The organism is Wenyingzhuangia sp. IMCC45467 (assembly GCF_054111205.1).
The window spans coordinates 2,177,856-2,196,892 of the sequence record NZ_CM134196.1 but is presented as its reverse complement, the minus strand read 5'-3'; the positions used below and the strand labels follow the sequence as shown (position 1 = coordinate 2,196,892).

Sequence of the window (19,037 nt, the reverse complement as noted above, 5' to 3'; positions counted from 1 at the left end):
TTCTATGAAATTCCACGGTGTATTAACTAAAATGACTACAGAAAATAAGGATCAAGTTCAGTATTATTTGTCTACAGATAGTCATGTATTGAATTTAAATCAATTGTTAAACAAATCTATTGCTATTACTTTTCAAGGATACCAATGTTTGTGTTGTGGTAAAGAAAAAAAGATTTTTAGACAAGGGCACTGTTATGAGTGTTTTTATGAGCAACCTAATGTGGCTGATTGGGTAATGAAACCAGAATTAAGTACTGCTCATTTAGGGATTGAAGATAGAAATTTGGCTTATGAAGAGAAAGCACAGTTACAACCACATATTGTTTATTTGGCTTTGTCTAGCAACATTAAAGTAGGAGTTACCAGAAAAACTCAAATTCCAACCCGTTGGATAGATCAAGGAGCAAACAAAGCTATTCCTTTTGTCGAAGTACCAAATAGATACTTAGCAGGAATTACCGAAGTTGCCTTAAAAGAATATGTAAGCGATAAAACCAGTTGGCAAAAAATGTTAAAAAACAATGTTGCTGATGAGGATTTGATCAAAGTAAAAAAAGAATTAAAACAGTACTTACCTGAAGAAACCAAAGAGTATTATGTTGAGGAAAATGAAGTTTTAGAGTTGAATTATCCTGTAGAAAATTACCCGATTAAGGTAGGGAGTTTAAACTTAGATAAGGAAAATTTTTACGAGGGAGTTTTAAAAGGAATTAAAGGTCAATATTTAATATTTGAAGATGGAAAAGTATTTAACATTAGATCTTATGAAGGGTACAAAGTAAGTTTAGATATAGCATAAAAAAACCGAGACAGTGTCTCGGTTTTTTTTATTGTAGTTTTAAAATTTCTTATTGAAATTTTTTCGCATCTTCTAAAAATGTAGCCAATCCACTATCAGTTAAAGGGTGCTTCATTAATCCTTCAATAGCAGACAATGGCCCTGTCATTACATCTGCACCAATCTTAGCACAATCTACAATATGCATAGTGTGTCTTACAGATGCAGCTAATATTTCAGTTTCAAACATATAATTGTCGTAAACTTCTCTAATTTCATTAATCAAATGTAAACCGTCAGTAGAAATATCATCCAAACGACCAATAAAAGGAGATACATAAGTAGCACCTGCTTTGGCAGCTAAAATTGCTTGACCTACAGAGAACACCAAAGTAACATTAGTTCTAATTCCTTTAGAGCTAAAGTATTTACAAGCCTTGATACCATCTTTAATCATAGGTAATTTTACTACAATTTGTGGGTTTAAGGCAGCTAGAGCTTCTCCTTCTTTAACCATTCCGTCAAAGTCAGTAGAAATAACCTCAGCACTTACATCACCATCAACAATTTCGCAAATAGCTTTGTAATGGTTGATAATGTTCTCTTGTCCTTTTACTCCGATTTTAGCCATCAATGATGGATTGGTAGTAACACCATCTAAAACACCTAATGCTTGTGCTTCTTTAATTTGTTCTAAATCCGCAGTGTCAATAAAAAATTTCATTTGTTTTAATTTTATGTGATTAGTTAATCATTTCTTTTAATTCTTTTACTGTTGCAATTGGATCTTTAGCTCCAAAAACAAAACTACCAGCTACTAATACATCTGCACCAACTTCAATTAAATTATTTGCATTTTTATTGGTTACTCCTCCATCAATTTCAATTTTGGTATTACAACCTTTAAAAGTGATTAAGTTTTTTAATTGCTGTATTTTGGTGTAGGTGTTTTCTATAAATGATTGTCCTCCAAAACCAGGATTTACACTCATAATACACACTAAATCTAATTCTTGTATAATATCTTCTAATACAGCAATTGGAGTATGTGGATTTAAAGCCACACCTGCTTGCATTCCTTCGGCTTTAATTGATTGAATGGTTCTGTGTAAATGAGTACAAGCTTCGTAGTGAACAGTTAAAATATCAGCTCCAATTTCTTTAAATGTTTTAATGTATTGATCAGGATTCACAATCATTAAATGTACATCTAAAGGTTTGGTAGCATGTTTTTTAATGGCTTGTACTACTGGCATTCCAAAAGAAATGTTAGGTACAAAAACCCCATCCATAATATCAATGTGAAACCAATCAGCTTCACTACTGTTAATCATTTCTACATCACGTTGGATGTTTGCAAAATCGGCTGCTAATACCGATGGAGCGACTAATTTACTCATCTTTGTTTTTGTATGATAGGTTAGACTAACCTAGGTAAGTCATTAAAATTTTACTTCTTGATGTATGCTTTAATCTACGAATAGCCTTTTCTTTAATCTGACGAACACGTTCACGAGTTAAATCAAAAGTTTCTCCAATTTCTTCTAAAGTCATAGGTTGGTGTTCTCCTAAACCAAAGTATAAACGAACCACATCAGCCTCTCTAGGTGTTAAGGTTTCTAAAGCTCTTTCAATTTCAACTTTTAAAGATTCGTGTAATAAAGTTCTGTCAGGGTTTGGAGATTCTCCTGAATTTAATACATCATATAAGTTAGAGTCTTCACCTTCAATTAAAGGAGCATCCATAGATACATGACGTCCAGAGTTTTTCATAGACTCTTTTACATCATTTACAGTCATATCTAATTTCTTAGCTATTTCTTCTGCAGAGGGTGGGCGTTCATTTTCTTGCTCTAAGAAGGCATACATTTTATTGATTTTATTAATAGAACCAATTTTGTTTAACGGTAAACGTACAATACGAGATTGTTCTGCCAATGCTTGTAAAATAGATTGACGAATCCACCAAACAGCATAAGAGATAAATTTAAAACCACGAGTTTCATCAAAACGTTTAGCAGCTTTAATTAACCCTAAGTTTCCTTCGTTAATTAAATCTGGTAAAGTCAATCCTTGGTTTTGGTACTGCTTAGCTACCGATACTACGAAACGTAAATTGGCTTTGGTTAAACGCTCTAAAGCAGCTTGGTCTCCAGCTTTAATTCTCTGTGCTAATTCTACCTCCATGTCGGCAGTAATCAAATCTACTTTTCCAATTTCTTGTAAGTATTTATCTAAAGAAGCTGTTTCACGATTGGTAACCTGCTTGGTGATTTTAAGTTGTCTCATTGAATTTTACTTGTTAAACTTTTATATGTCTTTCTAAATACGAGTATAAAGTGTTTTTTGTTACAAAAGCAACGTACTTATTTAAGATTTATTTTTGTTTAAATTTATTTATCTGATTATTAGTGATCTATGTTTTTTTGCTCGTTGTTACAAATAAACATTTGTTAATTTTATTGTATTGTAATTTTGTTTTATAAATAAACATTTGTTAATTTTAAGTAGTTGCTAAAAAAATACCCATGAAAAAGAGAATCTTCAAAATGAACTACGTTTAACTAGTTTTTATTACTAGTCTGTTGTTACCCCGTTTTAAGCATTGTTAAAATTTTACATCAACATTTTTGTGAACACATCACTTGTGTTATAATTCTGTCATTGAATTTTGATACCGAGTGATATTAAATAGTGATATCATTTAAATTTTAATTATGAGAAAGAAAAATTACTTCTACACAATCATTCTAATGTGCTTGTTTACATTGTTTGGAAGAACTTCTTTGTATGCTCAAGAAATTTACGCTACATCTGCTAGCGAGTTGTCTACGGGAAATCGAGTAGATAACGAAACCAATGCAACTGCAAATAATGATAGTTTTGCTACGGTAAAATCCTATGGTGGTTTTTTACTCGGCGGTGGAGCCTATGCAGGAGAGCTTAAATTAGAGTTTTCTAGTGTTGTTCCTGCAAATACTACAACTTATATTAGGGTTGATGATGGTGGCACTGGATTGTTAGATTTATTGCTAGGTGGTTCTTTGGGAACAGCATTGGCTAATGTAGTTGGAACAATTGTTCTGGGTGATCATTATGTGGAGGTATCTGCCTTAGATGCTTCCAATAATAATTTGCTTACAGGAAGATCTGACAATATCAATTCTTCCTCCTATTTAAAAGTTGTTAGAAATCAAGCTGGAGAAGTGTTTTTTGCCATTACTCCTATAGCAGATTATAAATCAGTGGTTATTAAAGACAATACAAACGCATTGTTACTAGGAACTACTAATTTTATCAATGTACATCATGCTTTTTATTTAGATCCAAGTTCAGTTATTTGTAACCCACAAGGGGTTTTTACTTCGTATGACGGAAGTGGCATTACCCTAGATTTATTGAATTTAGGTGGGTTTGGAGTAAATAATCCAGAACATGCTATAGATAACGATGCAAATACTTATTCTGAAATTAGTGTTGGAGTGGTAAGTGCATTGGCTTCTATGTCTCAAAACATAGAGTTTGCTACAGAGGCTAAAACTACAGACAGGTTAGAGTTAAATATTAGAGGGAGAGAAGGGGTTTTGGTAAATGTAGCGGTACTACAAAATGTTAATATAGAGCTTTTAAATGATGGGATTGTAGTTTATACTACTACTGCAGATGCAGCTAGTTTGTTAACTATTCTTCCTTCAGCAGGTGGAGATGTTCGAAGAATATCGGTGACTCCAGGAGTAGCTTTTGATGCGTTACGTGTAACTTTAGTATCTCCATTAGGAGTGAATATAGCACAGCAAGTAGATTTGTTTGGTGCTCAAGTAACTCCTGCTCCTCCAGCACTAACTCCTGCTCAAGAAACACAGTCTTTTTGTACTGTTCAAAATGCTACAGTGGCAAATTTACAGGCTACGGTAACAACAGGTTCGGTAGTTTGGTATAACCAAGAAACAGGAGGAACAGCTTACAATGCTACCGATGCTTTGGTAGATGGAACGGTATATTATGCTGCAACTTTGGATGGTAGTTGCGAAAGTCTTTCAAGAGTAGCAGTTACGGTTGTTATTTCAGATACAGCAGTCCCTACAACAACAAACATCACACAAAGTTTTTGTGCTGTAGATAATCCAACCATTGCTAATTTATCTGTGAATGTTGATTCTGGTGATATAACATGGTACAATCAAGCTACTGGGGGAACTGTATATAGTAATACCGATGCTTTAGTGAATGGGACAAAATACTATGCTGCAAATACCGTGGGTAGTTGTGAAAGTAGTACTCGATTAGAGATAACTGTAGAGGTAAACAATCCATCAGTTCCAACCACAACAAGTATCAATCAATCATTTTGTGCTATAAACAATCCAACAATAGCAAATTTAAATGCTACTGCCTCAGGAACGTTAATTTGGTACAATCAAGCTATTGGAGGTACTGCATATAATAACACCGATGCTTTGGTAGATGGAACTACTTATTATGCAACTAATAGTGATGGTGGTTGTGAGAGTAGCACTCGATTAGGAATTACTGTAGTTGTGAACAATCCATCAACCCCTACTACAACTAATGCAACACAGAGTTTTTGTACGGTTGATAATCCAACAATAGCCGATTTAAATGTTACGGCATCAGGAACTGTGGTTTGGTACAATCAATCAACAGGAGGAACGGCATACAATAACACAGATGCTTTGGCAAATGGAATTACTTATTATGCGGCTAATAGTGATGGTGGTTGTGAAAGTGATACTCGTTTAGAAGTAGTGGTGGAAATAGACGATCCTTCAATTCCAACCACAGTCAATGCAACACAAAGTTTTTGTGCTGTAGATAATCCAACAATAGCTAATTTATCTGCAACAATAGCAACAGGAACTATTGTTTGGTATAATCAATCAACAGGAGGAACAGCATATAATAATACAGATGCTTTGAGTGATGGAATCAAATATTATGCAGCAAATGTGGTAGGAACTTGCGAAAGCAGTACCCGATTAGAGGTTACGGTGGTTGTTAACGATACTACAACTCCAAGTACAGCCAATGCAACGCAAAGTTTTTGTGCTGTAGACAATCCTACTGTTGCTGATTTGAGTGCTACAGCTTCTGGAACATTGGTTTGGTATAATCAGCCAAGTGGAGGAACAGCTTATGCGAGTACCGATGCTTTAAGTGATGGAACCAAATATTATGCAGCTAATAATGATGGAGGTTGTGAAAGTAGTAATCGATTGGAAGTAACAGCAACTGTGAATGATGCTACAACTCCAACAACAGCTAACACAATGCAAAGTTTTTGTACAGTGGACAATCCAACCATAGCAGATTTAAACGCAACAGCATCAGGAACATTAGTGTGGTATAATCAGCCAAGTGGAGGAACGGCTTATGCGAGTACCGATGCTTTAAGTGATGATACAAAATACTATGCTGCGAATAATGATGGAGGTTGTGAAAGTAGTAGTCGATTAGAGGTTACCGCTCAGGTAAGTAATCCATCAGTCCCAACCACAGCCAATACAACGCAAAGTTTTTGTGCAGTGGACAATCCAACCATAGCAGATTTAAACGCAACAGCATCAGGAACATTAGTGTGGTATAATCAAGCAACAGGCGGAACTGTTTATGCAAGTACAGATGTTTTGAGTAATGGAATCAAATATTATGCAGTAAACTTAGATAGAGGTTGTGAAAGTAGTAGTCGATTAGAGGTTACCGCTCAGGTAAGTAATCCATCAGTCCCAACCACAGCCAATGCAACGCAAAGTTTTTGTGTAGTGGACAATCCAACCATTGCCGATTTAAGTGCTACAGCTTCTGGAACATTGGTTTGGTATAATCAGCCTAGTGGAGGAACAGCTTATGCGAGTACCGATGCTTTAAGCGATGGAATCAAATATTATGCTGCAAATAATGATGGAGGTTGTGAAAGTAGTAGTAGGTTGGAAGTAACTGTAGCTATGAATGATGCTACAACCCCAACCACAGTCAATGGAACGCAAAGTTTTTGTGCAGTAGCCAATCCAACCATTGCCGATTTGAGTGCAACATCTTCCGGAACATTGGTTTGGTATAACCAAGCTAGCGGAGGAACAGCTTATGCAAGTACCGATGCTTTAAGTGATGGAACAACATACTATGCTGCAAATAATGATGGGACATGCGAAAGTAGCAACCGATTAGAAGTAACAGCAGTAGTAAGTAACCCTTCTATTCCAACCACAACCAATAATATCCAGAGTTTTTGTACTACAGCAACCCCTACTATTGCCAATTTAAGTGCAACAGCATCAGGAACTATTGTTTGGTATAGCCAAGCTACAGGAGGAACAGCCTATACAGATACTGATTTGTTAATTGATGGAGGACTGTATTATGCAGCGAATGTCGATACAGGTTGTGAAGGTACTTCTAGATTAGAAGTAGAAGTAATTCTTGGAGAAGAATTATTGTTAACAGGTGAAGTTGCCGATGTGTGTTTAGGAACAACTAAAACATACGAACTTCCATCTGGCTTGGCTCCTTATAGTTGGAATGTAGAAGGAGGAATGATTGTTTCTGGTGGAACTACTAATGACCATACTATAGAGGTACAGTGGACAAGTTTGATTAATACCAAAATAGATGTTTCTGTTTCTGGTGGATGTTATTTAACAAGTTCAAAATCTTTTCCAATAGGAGTTACAGGTAATTGTCAAACAAGAAGTAGTGATGATTTAATTATCAATGCAACGGTAGATAATATAAACCCAGAAATTGGAGAGGAAATAACATTTACAGTTACGGTTGTAAATACATCAAACACATCTGCTTTTATGAATATTACGGTGTCTGAAATTTTAACAAGTGGATTTACGTATGTAAGTAATACAAGCACTATGGGAACATATAGTCCTTCTACAGGAATATGGAGTATTCCATCTATGATTGGTAGAGGTGGTGCACAGTTGACTTTAACGGTGAGTGTAAATTCATCAGGGAATTATTTAAACACCGCTTCATTAACAGGTTCTACTCCACAAGATGCTAGTAGTGGAAACAATACCGTGCAAATATTGGTAGAGCCAACTTGTTTAAAAATATACAATCATATGACTCCTAATGGAGATGGTATTAATGATTATTTAACGATATCCTGTATTGAAAATTATAATAATACGGTATTGCGAATTTTTGATAGATATGGTGCAATTGTTTATGAACAAAAGAATTACAAAAACAATTGGGATGGGGTAGCTAATAAAACCAGTACCATAGTAAATAGAGGTGAGCAATTGGCAAACGGAACTTATTTCTATCATTTAGAATTAAACAATGGAAGTAAGCCAAAAACAGGATGGATTCAAATAACTAAATAATTAAAATGATGAAAAAAGAAAGAAATTATATAAAGAACATTTTCTTGTTAATTACTTTAATTATGGTAGTTAGCGTATACGGACAAGAAGAACCACAGTACACCCAGTATGTAAATAACACTATGGCTTATAATCCTGCCTATATTAGCACTCAAGATGAGGTTACATTTACCGCTTTAGGTCGTAGCCAATGGTCTGGAGTACAAGGAGCACCACAAACATTAACTTTTTCGGCTTTACTTCCTGGAGGTTATAGTGGAATAGGGTCGGGTTTAAATATTATTCACGATAAAATTGGACCAACAAGTCATACTCATTTTACGGCTAATTTATCTTATGAAATTAAATTAGCCACCAACGTGTTTACTTCCTTTGGACTTAGCGGAGGTGGATCTTTATTAAATGTAGATTTTAATAGAGGATCTGCAGTTCAAGAAAATGATCCATTGTTAAACAATAGAAAAAATGAGTTTGATCCGTTGTTGGGGGCTGGAATTATGACGTATACCGATAAATGGTACATAGGCTTATCTGTTCCTAATTTATTAAAAAACAAATATTATTCCTCTGATGAAGGAGGAATGGTTGATCATAATTTTCAGTTTTTGTTAATAGGAGGTTATGTTTTTGATCTTTCTTCTTCATTAAAATTTAAGCCTGCTGTCTTGGCTAGGTTTGCTCAAGAATCTCCTTTGGTGGTAGATTATTCTGCTAACTTTTTAATAAGTGATGTGGTTAGGTTAGGAGCCTCTTATAGATCTACTAATATTGTTAGTTTTTTAGCAGGAATCCATTTAAGTTCTACTTTATATGTGGGTTATGCCTATGATTATACGCTTAATGAATTGTCTACAACAGATGATGGGTCTCACGAAATTATGCTTCGTTTTACCTTGCCAAATAAACTTAGAACCATTCAGTCTCCAAGATTTTTTTAAAAAATAAATTATGATAAAGAACGTATTAATTTTATGTCTATCGCTTAGTTGTATACATTTTATGTATGCACAAACAGCTACTCAAAAAAGAGCAGATAAGGCTTTTTTAAGAATGAATTATAAAGTAGCAATTAAAGAATATTTAGAGTTAGATAAAAAACAGGATCTAGCACCTAAACAATTGCTCAACTTAGCTAATAGTTATTATTATATGAATGAGTTTAAGTCTGCTGCCGAAAAATACAGAACTTATTTTTATCAAAAACAAGAGTTAAGTTTAGAAGATTTTAATAGATACATTCAGTCTTTAAAAAGGGGAGTATATAAAAAAGCTGTTGTAGATGATGCCATTGCGAGTGAATTAAGTTTGTTTTCTGATGAAATTCAACAACGCTATCGTATGAATAATGAAAAAGAGCCAGTTTTTTCTAAAACAGAAACATCCTATCAGTTAAAAAATATGAATGTAAATACTGCATTTTCAGATTTTAGTGTTTGTTTGTTTCCAGACCAAAGCGTAATGTTTTCTTCTACCAGAGAAAATAATGGATATAGTAAAATATACAAATCCATTAATCAGGAATTTATTCATATGTATCAGTCCAAAATAATGGCTAATGGAGAAATAGATACTGTGGCTATTAAGAGATATCAAAAGGAAGATAATTTACATTTTTCTTCCCCTGCTTATGATGATAAGTATCGTAGGTTTTTTTATACTGAATCTGTTGAGAGTAAAAAAGGGTTGATTTTTGTGAACAATAAAAATACTTTCAGAATTCTTTACGGGTTTATAGATGATCAGAAAAAAATTAGAGAAGAATATCATTATCCAGCTAAAATAGATGGGTATTCTTATGGTCAACCTTATTATGATGAACAAATGGAGCGTTTGTATTTTGTGTCTGACAAACCAGGTGGTTATGGAGGTACAGATATTTACTATGTCAATTTAAAAGGAGGTTTAATTACTTCAGAACCTATTAATTTAGGTCCTAAAATAAATACCATAGCCAATGAAATGTTTCCTGTAATACATGATGGAGTACTTTATTTTTCATCTAATATTTTTATAGGAAATGGAGGTTTAGATGTTTATCAATCTAACATTTTACCAAAAGGATTTGAATTGCCTAAAAATATGGGGATGGAAATAAATTCTATAGATGATGATTTTTATTATCAAGTAGCAACCACAAGCAGTGAGCAACAAACAGGGTATTTATCATCCAATAGAAAAGGAGGAAAAGGAGAAGACGATATTTATTATTTTGTAAAAAACATCACTTTAAAAAAAGTAAAAATAAGTGGATATGCCAAAGAGAAAAAAACAATGTTGCCACTGCAAAATGCATTGATTGATGTGGTTGATGCTCAAGGAAATAAAATAGAAAATATAAAAACAGATGCTTTAGGTGCTTATGATTTATTGTTGCCTATTGACAGTAAATATATGTTGAAAGCATCTAAAGAAGGACATGTAAATGATGTTGCAGAGATAGATTTAACTACTTTAAATGACGTCAATCCTATTGATAAAAACTTTTATTTAGAAAAAGAGTTGGTAGAAGATAAGTATGGAAATATTAAAATAAATTTAGAGCCTGTTTATTTTGAATATGATAAAGCAGATATTACTCCAATTGCTGAAAAACAATTAAAATTTGCTATAGATTTTTTGTTAAAATATCCTGATACCAAAATCAAACTTGAAGCACATACCGATGCTAGAGGAAGTAAAAATTATAATTTAAAATTGTCTGATAAAAGAGCAAAATCAGTAAATAAATATCTTTTAACCAAAGGTATACAGGCTAGTAGAATTCTTTCTGCAAAAGGATTTGGAGAAACAAAACTTATAAATGATTGTAGTGATGGGGTAAATTGTACTGACCAAGAACATGAACAAAACAGAAGAACAGACTTTATAATTATTGAAGAATAGAGAATTGTACACTAAAAGTATATAAGTAAAAAGCACCTCGTTTGAGGTGCTTTTTGTTTGTTTAGAAAAAACTTATTCAGCTTTTTTTTCTTCTCTAGGTTTTCTATCGTCTCTACGATTATCTTTCCCTCTGTTGTCACGTCCACCACGGTCATTGTTTTCTCTTGGAGGTCTTGGTTTAAAACCTTCAGGTTTTGGTAATAAAGCTTTTCTAGAAACTTTTTCTTTACGAGTTTTAGGATCTTTACCAAAGTATTTTACTTCGAATACATCACCCATGTTTACTACATCCGTAACATTTTCTGTACGTTCCCAAGCCAATTCACTTACGTGTAATAAAACTTCGTTTCCTGGTGCTTGAGTATATTCTACTACTGCTCCAAAATCTAACATTTTAATTACTTTTACTTCGTATTTTTCACCTACTTCAGGTTTGAATAACATAGACTCAATATTAGCTAATACTTTGTCTATTCCTTCTTGGTTAGTTCCTAAAATTTCAACAATTCCTTCAGTTGTTTTAGGGTCTTCATTAATTACAATAGTACATCCTGTTTCTTTTTGTAATTCTTGAATGTTTTTACCTCCAGGTCCAATTAATGCACCAATATAATCGTTAGGAATTACTCTAGTAATCATTTTAGGAGAGTGTGCTTTTACATCAGCGTTAGGAGTTTCAATTACTTCTGTAATTTTTCCTAAAATATGTAAACGTCCTTCTCTAGCTTGCTTTAAAGCATTTACTAAAATTTCGTAAGACAATCCTTTTACTTTAATATCCATTTGACAAGCAGTAATACCATCAGCAGTACCAGTTACTTTAAAGTCCATATCTCCTAAGTGATCTTCATCACCTAAAATATCAGACAATACAGCGTAACGACTACCATCAGAAATCAATCCCATTGCAATACCAGAAACTGGTTTTGTAATTTGAACTCCAGCATCCATTAAAGCCATAGTACCTGCACAAACAGTAGCCATAGAAGAAGAACCGTTAGATTCTAATACTTCTGAAACAACTCTTACGGTGTAAGGGCATTCAACAGGAATCATTCCTTTTAATGCTCTTTGTGCTAAGTTTCCATGTCCAACTTCTCTACGAGAAGTACCTCTTAAAGGTCTAGCTTCACCAGTACAGAATGGAGGGAAGTTGTAATGTAAATAGAATTTTTCTTCTCCTTCGTGAGTAGGTGAGTCAATAATATTTGCATCTCTAGATGTTCCTAAAGTTACAGTTGCTAAAGCTTGTGTTTCTCCACGTGTAAAAATAGAAGATCCGTGAGTAGAAGGTAAATAATCTACCTCTCCCCAAATTGGTCTAATTTCAGTAGTCTTACGACCATCTAAACGTAAACCTTCTGCCAATGTTAATTCACGAACAGCTTCTTTTTGAGATTTGTTAAAGTATTTTCCAATTAAATCTCCATACTCCTCTTTTTCTTCATCAGAAAATGTAGCTAAAACTTCTTCCTTAACAGCTTCAAAAGCATCAGTTCTTTCAACCTTAGAAGTTCCTTTCGCAGCAATAGCGTAACATTTATCGTAAGTTAATTCTTTGATACGTGCAGCTAATTCTTCGTTTTCTTCAGCTTGAGCGTATTCACGAGTTTCTTTCTTTCCAAATGCTTCTGCTAATTTAACTTGGGCAGCACATTGTACTTTAATCGCTTCGTGAGCAAATTTAATGGCATCAGCCATTTCTTCTTCAGAAATCTCATCCATTTCTCCTTCAACCATCATTACAGAATCAGCAGAAGCACCAATCATCATATCGATGTCAGATTCCGCCAATTGTGCTCTAGTTGGGTTGATTACGAATTCTCCGTTAATTCTACCTACACGAGCTTCTGAAATTGGAGTTTCAAAAGGAATGTCTGATAATTGAATTGCTGCAGAAGCACCTAATCCTGCTAATGCATCTGGCATAACTTCAGGGTCATGAGACATTAATTGAATCATTACCTGAGTTTCTGCGTGGTAATCTTTAGGGAATAAAGGACGTAATACACGGTCTATTAAACGCATGGTTAATACTTCATCATCACTTGGTCTAGCTTCTCTTTTAAAGAAACCTCCAGGATATTTACCTGCAGCCGCAAATTTTTCACGGTAATCTACTGTTAATGGTAAAAAGTCTACATCTGATTGTTTGTAGTTAGAAACTACGGTACATAGTAACATAGCGTTACCCATTTGCACAACAACGCTACCATGAGCTTGTTTTGCTAATTTTCCAGTTTCGATAGATACGGTTCTCCCATCTCCTAATTCGATAACTTCTTTAAATACCTTAGGTATCATAAATAAAATGTTTTAAATGTTGAAATAAATAAGAAATTTCAACGGTTATTGTTTAACAAAAATGTTGTGTTGTTGTAGGGTTTTTTTGTTAACAATGGACTCAGAGTCTATGCTCTGACCTCTTATTTTGTGACACTAGGATTAAATCCTAGCGAAGTGTCTAAAATAAAAAAAAGAGGCGATTAAGCCTCTTTTTATATGTTGAATTATTTTCTTAATCCTAATTCTTTAACAATTGCACGATATCTTAAGACATCTACTTTTGTTAAGTAATCTAATAAAGCTCTACGCTTACCAACTAACTTTACTAATGAACGTTGAGTGTTATAGTCTTTTTTGTTAGCTTTTAAGTGTCCTGTTAAATGTGCAATTCTGTAAGTGAATAATGCAATTTGTCCTTCAGCAGAACCAGTGTCAGTTGCTGATTTTCCGTGTTTAGCGAAAATTTCCGCTTTTTTCTCTTGTGTTAAATACATGCTAATATTTTTGTAAATGATTATTATGCGGATTACCTCCTTGGTAATCGGACGGCAAATATACATGTTTTTTGTTTTAGTTTAATATTTTTATGTAAAAAATATATGTCTGTAAAACAGTTTGTTATTTATCTAAAAGTTCTTCCTTATGTTCTTTAAGCAATATTAGTTTTAAACTAATGTAACCAATAAGTCCAGCCAGTAATGATGCGGTTAGAATAACAAATTTAGCTTTGTTAATAATGTCTACATTATCAAAAGCAAGTAAAGTAATAAAGATAGACATCGTAAAACCAATACCTCCTAAAAAGCTAACACTTATGATAGATTTCCAGCTTAAATCGTTTGGGAGTTTACAAAACCCTAGTGTAACAGCAATAAATGTTAGAAGAAAAATACCTAATGGTTTTCCTATTACCAAACCAAAAGCAATTCCTAAGCTGTAGTTTTGTGATAAAATTTCACCAATATTACTGTCTATCATAATAGAAGTGTTTGCTAAAGCGAATACAGGTAAGATTAAAAAAGCAACAGGTTTGTGTAAAAAATGTTGTAGTCTGTATGATGTAGAGTTTTTTCCGCCATCTCTATAAGGAATAGCAAAAGCTAATAAAACACCAGTAATTGTTGCATGTACTCCTGAATTTAACATAAAATACCACATAGCTATACCTCCTATAATATAGATTATGATGTTTTTGATTTTCATTTTGTTAAATATTAATAACAAACCAAAAATTGCCAAAGCAATAATTAAGTTGGTCCAAAAGATGGTTTTTGTGTAAAAAACGGCAATAATTAAAATGGCTCCTAAATCATCTATCACAGCTAAGGCGGTTAAAAATATTTTTAATGAGGTTGGCACTTTGTTTCCTAGCAATGATAATATTCCCAAAGCAAAGGCAATATCTGTTGCCATGGGAATTCCTGCACCAGATTGTGTTGAGGTGCCATAATTTAAAAAGATATAAATACCAGCGGGTACAATAATTCCTCCTAAAGCAGCAAAAATAGGGAGTAAAGCATCTTTTATGTTAGAAAGTTCTCCGTGATATATTTCTCGTTCAAGTTCTAGTCCTATTAACAAAAAGAAAATAGTCATTAATCCGTCATTAATCCAATGGGTAATACTATGATTGGCAAATTGAATATTCCAAAATTCATTATAGACTTCTCCTAAATTTGAATTAGCAATGCTTAAGGATATAATAGTACAGATGATAAGAATAAGTCCACTAGTTTTTTCACTATTAAAAAATTCTTTGTAAAGTTTTGTAATTTTCATTTGTTGATTCTTGGGGTGAATATTTTAAAGATATGAACCCCGAAAGTACAAAAGCAAAACATAGAAGTATGCTTAATTTATTGATAATTAGGTAAAATAGGTGTTATTACGGAGAAGGAAATGGTGTTAGTACTAGTAAAAAAATTAAAGATGATTCTTTAATATGTTTTTATGCAAAATTAATCCGCTTGCGGGAGCAATTTCAGTTAGTTTTTTATTGTCATTCCAATTGCTTAAAGAGTTTTGAATATCAGATAATTTAATTTCTTCAGCTCCTAATAAGAATAATTGTCCCATCATCATTCTAATTTGATAACGCATAAATCCAGGTCCTATTACTTTGTAGATAAAACTCTCTTTAGGAAAAAAATTAGCTGTATAGATGTTGTTTTTTATAATTTCTGATGAAATAACTTCACGATTAAATTGTGTTTTTTCAGAGGCTCTAACTGTGTATTTTTTAAAATTATGATTTCCCTCAAATAATTTAGCTCCTTTTTGCATCAGGTCAATGTTTAGAGGCTGTAATTTACCTGTTAATATAGGGGCACAAAAAGGATGGTTTCTTTGACCATGCGAAAATAAATAATGATATTCCTTTAACTTTCCGTTTTCTAAGATGTTAAAATTAGCATCTACTTTTTGAATGTTTAAAATTCTAATGTCTTGAGGCAGGTTTTTGTTTAGGTTTTCTAGGATCCAATCAAGATCATAAAATTGTTTGGTGGTTAAGTGAAAATAAGCATCGTTAGCAGATACCATAGCATCTGTTCTACCAGAAGCTAAAATTTTAAACGCATCGTGTTTAAAAATAAATCTAAAAGTTTTGTTAATAATTCCTTGAACGGTTTTAACTTTTGGTTGTTCTTGCCAGCCATGCAATCTAAATCCTAAATATTGTAGTTGAACTAAATAATAATGATCGTCTAAGTATTTCAATGTCTAGATTTTAAAATTTTTTGCTTTACAATATCTTCTACAGGTACTCCTTTAATATTAGATTCTAGCCAAGACAAAATATCAAGGTATAAGAAAGAACGTTTTTCATACGGGTGGTCTTCGTAGACCTTTAATTCTTCATACAGTTCTTTAAATGCTTTTCTTAATTCATGAGGGTACAAGTTGCTTAAGTTTCTAAGGAATTTAATCATTTTTCGTTGCACCTCATATAAGTTGTTCATTTTTAGTAAAAACTTGTAGGTAGATTTAATTAACTCTTCAATGTATTCATCATCACCAGATTCGTAATGTGCTACTAAATTTAAAACACGCGTGTAACAAAGTAAATCTTCACGCATTTTTAAGTCTTTGTTTTTAATAATCTTGTTTAAGTAAAAAATACAGCGCTCATAATCTCCTGCACCAAAATACATACAAGCTATTTTGTAGTAAAATAACATAACGTGATGGGCATCAATTTTTTTGTCGGTTTTTTCTAATTCAATCAATACATCTTTTACAAATTCAGTTCCTTTTACAAATTCTCCTGTTAGATAAAAAGAATTTATTTTATGTTGATATAGGTATAGAAAACATAGGTTTTGGGTGTTTTCTGAGGAGAATATTTTCTCTTCGTTAATCTCTTTGGTTAAATCATCTAAAATTTCCTGAAACTTATCTTTCTTTTGCAGGTAAAAAAGAGATTCTAATAAATAATTAACAGCTTTTAGATAAAATACAGGATGTAGTTTTTTCATGTCTGGCAAATCATGAAAAAGCTGTACTAGTTTTTGAGAATTACGGTAACAGGATAAAAAATCTTGTGTAATAAATCCTTGCCATAAATTGGCCTGATACAAATACATTTTACTAGTAAATCCTAATTCTGAAAAAACGTATTTAGGAATTCTATCTTTGTAATACTTCTCTACAGTATGGGTGTCTTTATCATTTCTAGCATACCCGTGTTTTAAAAACCAACTATATAATTGCAGAGATAGGTTAGATAATTTAGAGGTTATTACATTTTTTTGGTTAATGTTTTTAGCTTCAACAGCTAAAGTATCTGCACGATCACTCATACTTCGGGTAATGTATTGTGATTCAATTACTTTTTCTAACTCAATAATTTCATAAGCAAGGTTAAATTGTTCTTTGTTAACAGCTACACATTTTGTTTTGTCTAACAAACGTAAACTTTGTTTGTATAAGCCTTTGGTGTATAAAATGGTAGCAAAATCTATTTGTTCTCTAATGTGTGTAATGCTGTTTTGGTGTATAGGACTCAATCTTAAACTAATTAAAATTTGCCTGTATAAATGAGCCTTAGTATTAGAAATTTGTTGTTTTTTAATCCCTGTTTTTACAAGAATTAGTTTTTCATTGTATACGGTTAATTTATCCATAAGGACAAATAGAGCCATAAAGTTGGATTGGGTATTTCCTTCTAATCTACCGGCATATAATTTAAATTGTCTTTTTTCAGACTTACTTAATGATTTGATAAGAGAAAATAATGGGTCTTTTTTTTCTTTTTTCATGTTGATGTTTACCGTGTTAGACATCTCAAAAATACAAAAATATTCAGATTTTAAGCGTTGGATGTCGTAAACTTATGGCTTGTATTCCCTTGTTTTTGTTAGGGTTTGTGGTTTAATGCGTGTTTTGGCTTAGGGAAAGGTTATTTAATAGGGATTTTGCCCGCCTTATGAGAACCTTATTTTTGTTTGCTTAAAGTAAAAAAGACAACTAAAATGGCTAAGGATCACGTACAGATATTTGATACTACTCTTAGAGATGGAGAGCAAGTTCCAGGATGTAAACTAAACACAGAGCAAAAACTAATTATTGCAGAGCGTTTAGATTTATTAGGAGTAGATATCATTGAAGCAGGTTTTCCAGTTTCTAGTCCAGGAGATTTTAAATCTGTAGATGCGATTGCTAGATTGGTGAAAAATGCAACAGTCTGTGGATTAACTCGTTCTGTAGAAAATGATATTAAAGTTGCTGCAGAAGCTTTAAAGCATGCTATTAGACCAAGAATTCATACAGGAATTGGTACTTCTGATTCTCATATTAAATTTAAGTTTAACTCTAACAGAGATGCCATTATAGAAAGAGCCGTAGCAGCGGTTAAGTTTGCTAAAACTTTTGTGCAAGATGTTGAGTTTTACGCTGAGGATGCAGGACGTACTGATAATGAATATTTAGCAAGAGTTTGCGAGGCAGTTATTAAAGCTGGAGCAACAGTACTAAACATTCCTGATACTACAGGTTATTGTTTGCCTCACGAATATGGAGCAAAAATTAAATATTTAAAAGAAAATGTTAAAGGGATTGAAAAGGCAGTATTGTCTTGTCACTGTCATAACGATTTAGGTTTGGCAACTGCAAACTCTATTGAAGGAGCTATTAATGGAGCTCGTCAAATTGAGTGTACTATTAATGGTATTGGAGAAAGAGCAGGAAATACATCACTAGAAGAAGTGGTGATGATTATGAAGCAACACCCAGACTTAAATTTAGACACAGGAGTAAATACTAAACTTTTATATAGTACTTCTCAAATGGTACAAGAGCATATGGGAATGTTTGTACAAGCAAACAAAGCTGTAGTTGGTTCTAATGCCTTTGCTCACTCATCAGGAATTCATCAAGATGGAGTGATTAAAAACAGAGAAACTTACGAAATTATGGATCCTGCCGATGTTGGAGTTACAGAATCTGCTATTGTGTTAACAGCGCGTAGTGGTAGAGCAGCCTTAGCATACAGAGCTAAAAATGTAGGTTATGAATTGACTAAGTTAGAGTTAGATGCTGTGTATCCTAAGTTTTTAGATTATGCAGATACTAAAAAAGAAGTAATTGATGAAGATATCCATATTTTAATGGAACAAAACCAAATAAAACTAAGCTAATTGTAAAGTTAGTTTTTAAAAAGGTCTCATTTTTGAGACCTTTTTTTGTGGCATTATAAATTCATAAAAAGTCATTTATTCCTACTATCTTTG

At 32.9% G+C, this 19,037-nt stretch carries 13 protein-coding genes; 5 read left to right on the top strand and 8 right to left on the bottom strand.

Going from position 1 to position 19,037, the window contains the following annotated elements; translation table 11 throughout:
- Positions 1–4 precede the first annotated feature (4 nt).
- Positions 5–799, top strand: coding sequence for a DUF2797 domain-containing protein (locus ACXGQT_RS09425; protein WP_457828345.1), 795 nt, complete (start codon positions 5–7; stop codon positions 797–799).
- 49 nt (positions 800–848) lie between these two features.
- On the opposite strand, the gene fsa is transcribed toward ACXGQT_RS09425, so the two are convergent.
- The 3 genes from fsa to ACXGQT_RS09410 are packed head-to-tail and all read right to left on the bottom strand — an operon-like array spanning position 849 to position 3,067.
- A complete protein-coding gene (gene fsa, locus ACXGQT_RS09420; protein WP_457828344.1) occupies positions 849–1,502 on the bottom strand; it encodes a fructose-6-phosphate aldolase in 654 nt (217 codons plus the stop codon).
- Between the two features lie 19 nt (positions 1,503–1,521).
- Positions 1,522–2,178, bottom strand: coding sequence for a ribulose-phosphate 3-epimerase (gene rpe / locus ACXGQT_RS09415; protein ID WP_457828343.1), 657 nt, complete (start codon positions 2,176–2,178; stop codon positions 1,522–1,524).
- A gap of 25 nt (positions 2,179–2,203) precedes the next feature.
- Positions 2,204–3,067 (bottom strand): sigma-70 family RNA polymerase sigma factor, encoded by an 864-nt coding sequence (locus ACXGQT_RS09410; protein ID WP_068827853.1) that lies wholly within the window; start codon positions 3,065–3,067, stop codon positions 2,204–2,206.
- Between the two features lie 428 nt (positions 3,068–3,495).
- On the opposite strand from ACXGQT_RS09410, the gene ACXGQT_RS09405 reads away from it, so the two are divergent.
- The 3 genes from ACXGQT_RS09405 to ACXGQT_RS09395 are packed head-to-tail and all read left to right on the top strand — an operon-like array spanning position 3,496 to position 11,022.
- On the top strand, positions 3,496–8,139 hold the full coding sequence (locus tag ACXGQT_RS09405; RefSeq protein WP_457828342.1) for an Ig-like domain-containing protein: 4,644 nt from the start codon (positions 3,496–3,498) through the stop codon (positions 8,137–8,139).
- A 5-nt stretch (positions 8,140–8,144) separates the two neighbouring features.
- On the top strand, positions 8,145–9,077 hold the full coding sequence (locus ACXGQT_RS09400) for a PorP/SprF family type IX secretion system membrane protein (protein ID WP_457828341.1): 933 nt from the start codon (positions 8,145–8,147) through the stop codon (positions 9,075–9,077).
- A 10-nt stretch (positions 9,078–9,087) separates the two neighbouring features.
- A complete protein-coding gene (locus tag ACXGQT_RS09395; protein WP_457828340.1) occupies positions 9,088–11,022 on the top strand; it encodes an OmpA family protein in 1,935 nt (644 codons plus the stop codon).
- A gap of 72 nt (positions 11,023–11,094) precedes the next feature.
- On the opposite strand, the gene ACXGQT_RS09390 is transcribed toward ACXGQT_RS09395, so the two are convergent.
- From ACXGQT_RS09390 to ACXGQT_RS09370, 5 genes are all read right to left on the bottom strand, one after another.
- A complete protein-coding gene (locus ACXGQT_RS09390) occupies positions 11,095–13,326 on the bottom strand; it encodes a polyribonucleotide nucleotidyltransferase (protein ID WP_457828339.1) in 2,232 nt (743 codons plus the stop codon).
- 206 nt (positions 13,327–13,532) lie between these two features.
- The gene (gene rpsO, locus ACXGQT_RS09385) at positions 13,533–13,802 is read right to left on the bottom strand and encodes a 30S ribosomal protein S15 (RefSeq protein WP_457828338.1); all 270 of its coding nucleotides are present in this window, start codon (positions 13,800–13,802) and stop codon (positions 13,533–13,535) included.
- Positions 13,803–13,926: 124 nt separating this feature from the next.
- Positions 13,927–15,087, bottom strand: coding sequence for a Na+/H+ antiporter NhaA (gene nhaA / locus ACXGQT_RS09380; protein ID WP_457828337.1), 1,161 nt, complete (start codon positions 15,085–15,087; stop codon positions 13,927–13,929).
- 144 nt (positions 15,088–15,231) lie between these two features.
- Complete coding sequence (truA, locus tag ACXGQT_RS09375) at positions 15,232–16,026, bottom strand: tRNA pseudouridine(38-40) synthase TruA (RefSeq protein ID WP_457828336.1); 795 nt, start codon at positions 16,024–16,026, stop codon at positions 15,232–15,234.
- Entirely contained in the window at positions 16,023–17,567 is a 1,545-nt protein-coding gene (locus tag ACXGQT_RS09370; RefSeq protein ID WP_457828335.1) for a hypothetical protein, read from the bottom strand. The genes truA and ACXGQT_RS09370 overlap by 4 nt, the downstream gene beginning before the upstream one ends.
- A 213-nt stretch (positions 17,568–17,780) precedes the next feature.
- Between ACXGQT_RS09370 and ACXGQT_RS09365 the strand changes: the two genes are divergently transcribed.
- Positions 17,781–18,944, top strand: coding sequence for a 2-isopropylmalate synthase (locus ACXGQT_RS09365; RefSeq protein ID WP_457828334.1), 1,164 nt, complete (start codon positions 17,781–17,783; stop codon positions 18,942–18,944).
- The last annotated feature ends 93 nt before the right edge of the window (positions 18,945–19,037 follow it).